The 2,862-nt window shown below is 56.7% G+C and carries 2 protein-coding genes; both read right to left on the reverse strand.

Features of this window, described 5'->3' with window-relative positions; genetic code table 11:
- Positions 1–65 precede the first annotated feature (65 nt).
- Complete coding sequence (locus CBE72_RS19605; RefSeq protein WP_100146001.1) at positions 66–2,060, reverse strand: MtrB/PioB family decaheme-associated outer membrane protein; 1,995 nt, start codon at positions 2,058–2,060, stop codon at positions 66–68.
- A gap of 15 nt (positions 2,061–2,075) precedes the next feature.
- A partial coding sequence (locus tag CBE72_RS19610; RefSeq protein ID WP_100146003.1) for a DmsE family decaheme c-type cytochrome occupies positions 2,076–2,862 on the reverse strand: 787 nt, incomplete at its 5' end.

A 2,862-nucleotide genomic window follows, 5' to 3' on the forward strand; every position in this document is an offset into this window, starting at 1 on the left:
AGCTGCACTCATTTTCAAAAAGCTTCTGCGTTCCATTGTTTTTATCCTCACGATTTAAGCCTTGCTCAAGGCAACAGGTAGCTGAAGGACAACATCAGCTGATGGGCGTTGTAGTTATGATTCAATACGCCCAGAGTGGTCAGGCCGGTGACGGCATCGATACCGACATCACTGCCATCCGTATCGAAGTAGCGCTCGTACCGGTACGACACCTTCAATGCCATGGCATCGTTCAGGTGATAGCGGCCATACAGCTCGACGCTGTGGTTGAAGCTGTAATAGTCGTCATACTGCGCCGCACCGATACAGGTTTCCCCTTCCGAGTCGGCAAATTGATAGTCGGCACCCAGGGTCAGGCGGTCATCCAGCAGGCCGCTGTAAGCCACCCCGGCGCCCAGGTTGATGAAGCTGTCATCGATGTCGCCATACCAGGTCGCGCTCTGATCGCCACTCTGTTTGGAGGCGATCCACTGTTGACCGGCAAAGCCGTAAACACTCAGTTGTTTGCTCAACTGCAGCGTCAGGTTCAGGTCGTAACCGTAATCGCGGGACTCGGTCAGGCCGATAACCGTTTCATGGTAATCATCAAAGGCATAGTGGCTGTTCAGATCCAGTGTCATCCAGCTCAGCGGGGTGTACTGCAACCCAAGCTCCATTGCGGTCCGGCGCCGATCGGCCAGGTGATACTTGCGCAGCAGGCTCTGGGTTTCACTGGAAGTCAGCTCGGCCGCCTCATAGCGGCTGCCATCCCGCTCACCCAGGCTGGCTTTCAGATCAAGCTTCAGTGGCGTGAACAGTTGCATGCCCAGCTTGGCCCACAGGTTATGGTCGCGAGTGTCTTCCCGCTCGCCATAGCTACGCTCAAGCTGTTTAAAGTCGTAACCGGCCTGGAGTCGGTAACCCGGTGCCAGACGGTAGCTGGCATTGAGTTTCAGTGCCTGACGCTCCATATCCAGCAGCGGGTTTTGCCGGATGGCACCACTGACGGGGTTGAATTCGAGCTGCACAAAATCTGCCACGCTGGAGTCGTTGTCGCGCTTGCGGTAATCCAGTTGACCGCCCAGACGCAAACGGCTATTGACCAGGGTGCTGACAGCCAGATTGGCGTCCAGGGTATCGACCTGACCATCCCAGTTTTGCAGCGGGTTGCCGCTCATCTGGATCAGGCCTTCATCCTGGATCATCCGTCCGGCAATGACCCGGCCGCTGATAACCGTGTTGCTCAGCCGGTACTGACCATTCAAGGTCAGTTGATGGGCCTGGTTATCCGGAGTGGCACTGTAGATGTCACTGGCATAAGGCAAGCTCAGGTTGTTGATATCATTGCTGTACTGGCTACCTTGATAGCCCAGTTCAGTAAACCAGTTATCGCCACTGAGCTGTAACCCGGCCTGCAACTTGTCGTTGCTCTCATCCACCGGCAAGGCGAAGTTGACCGGCCTTGGGCTCATCAGGCTGGCGCTGCGGTGGCCCTGCTTTTCCTCTCTGTCATAGCGCACATAGCTACTCAGATCGCCGAATTGAGCCAATTGGCCGAAGTCATAACGAAAGCCAATTCCCGCCTGTTGCCGCTCCAGTTGCAGATCCAGGTAACGTAGGGTGTCATCGGGTTGCAACATCCCCTGGTTATGCCAAAGTCCGGTGCCGACGTTGCCGTTCTCATAACGGGTCAGACTGCGATAGTCCAGCGTCATCTGGTACTGACCGGGGCGGCCGGTCTTGAGGCTGACAAAGCCGTTATCCTGACCCAGGTGATGGGCTTGCAGCTGGCTGCGATAGCCGTTGTTAGTGCGATAACCGAGGGCGGCATCGACACTGGCGACCATGCCGTCATGGTCATCGCCGAAGGCGTTGCCGCTGTGAATATCGTCACTGTCGTTGTATCCGGCATTGACAGTCACTTCACCGGCGAGCCCGGGAGTCAGTTGGCACTGCCGACACTGAAAACCGGCGGTATTGACCTTATCTGTGTTGGCGCGGCCGACACTGAAGTCGGCGGCCATCGCTGAGCCAGAGAGCCCCAGCAGAGCCATAGTCAATAGATTCAAAGGAAATCTCATCTTCAACACTCCTGCTTAACGGGACAGCACGCTGCCGGCCGGATGATTGGAACCATGAATTTGGCTGTGGCAGTTCAAACAGCTCTTGCCGGAGCCAAAGGCGTTGATACCGCTTTGGGATACAGCTCTGGCGGCATGACCATCGTCGGCGTGACACTGCTGACACAACTGTGGCACCCGGGCTTTCAGCAGGGACTCATTCACACTGCCGTGGGCGTTATGGCAGTTGGCGCAGTTTTCCACCACGGGAGCATGCTCCCACAGCACGGGGCCACGCTTGTCGGCATGACATTCATAGCAAGTGGTGTTGATACTGCTCTGCTTGAGTGCACTCTCGGTCAGGGAGCCGTGCGGGTTGTGGCAATCGATACAGGTCATGCGATCCCACTTGAGCGGGTGGGATGAACGCTTGCTCATATCGGCCTTGGCACGGGTATGGCAGCTGGTGCAGGCCTCGTTGATCCGCAAAGGATTGAGCATGGGGTCTTCGGCAGCATGCACCTGATGGCAATCGGCACAGGCTACCTGCTCCAGATTATGCAAGCTGTTGTGCCAAGCCATCTGCTTGGGATCATTGTGGCAGCCCAGGCAGACGCTGTTCTGACTATCGGCAGAGAGTTTGGACTCGGGGCCGAAGCTAATCATCGGCTCTTTGCCGCCACGGTTATGTTTGCCCATGGGGCCATGGCAGGCTTCACACTGCAACCCGGCCATGGGGGAGCGGCTGTTGTCCAGGACACCATGCACGCCCTGAAACAGAGCCATCACTTTGGGATCTTTTTTGTGACACATCAGGCAGGAG

The organism is Shewanella carassii (assembly GCF_002777975.1).
In the GTDB taxonomy this organism is placed as follows: domain Bacteria; phylum Pseudomonadota; class Gammaproteobacteria; order Enterobacterales; family Shewanellaceae; genus Shewanella; species Shewanella carassii.